Raw genomic sequence first — 707 nt, 5'->3', positions numbered from 1 at the left:
GTGAGGGCTTTGCATGAAGGGTGTGCTTAACCTGATTGGCCTACTGGGCGTCTTTTGAAGGCGTCTAAGGCCTCGCCCTGTCGCCCTGGCGCGACCGGCATCATTGGCCCGATCGGCTCGATTTTGGACGCACTCCTCCCTCACGCCCGTCTCTCTTTGGGTGGATACAGGACACCGATCATAGTCCGCAGATTGTAGGCGCATGCCGCCAGCATGCACTGCGTGCGGTTGGTCGCAAGGTTGAAGAAGCGCATGCGCCGCATGCCGTAACGCTCCTTGAACACGGCGAAAGGCCGCTCAACCGCCGCCCGCACCTTGGAGATCAGCCGGTTGCGCAGCTTGTCGCGCGGCGGCAATTCAGGGTGATGCTTGTTGGGCCGCCGCATCAGGCGATCCTTGATCTTGGCCTCAGCGAGCCGGTCATGCCTGGCATGGGTGTAATAGGCCTGATCGCCATAGACCGCCTTCTCATCGCCGCAGATCAACCGGTCGGCCGGCTCGGTGTCGGTGACTGAGGCGTCGCTCACCTCGACGCGCCGGATCAAGGTGTGCCCCTGGTCGACGCCAATGTGCATCTTGTAGCCAAAAGTGCTCTTTTTGCCCTTCTTGCCCCAGCGCGCATCCTTGTCCGCCGACGGCTTGACCGGGCCGTGGTGGCCCTTCTTCGGCTGCTTGGGCGGCCGGCCGGGGGATTGCATGAACGAGGC

The 707-nt window shown here is 62.9% G+C and carries 1 protein-coding gene; it reads right to left on the bottom strand.

Annotated features, from left to right (window positions below; all coding sequences use genetic code 11):
• Window positions 1–140: 140 nt before the first annotated feature.
• Window positions 141–707: IS5 family transposase (locus NKH33_RS33145; protein WP_352923745.1), on the bottom strand; the 567-nt coding region annotated here is incomplete at its 5' end.

The sequence above is a fragment of the Mesorhizobium sp. M1182 genome (assembly GCF_040318335.1).
In the GTDB taxonomy this organism is placed as follows: Bacteria; Pseudomonadota; Alphaproteobacteria; order Rhizobiales; family Rhizobiaceae; genus Mesorhizobium.
This window is presented reverse-complemented; position numbering and strand designations above follow the sequence as displayed.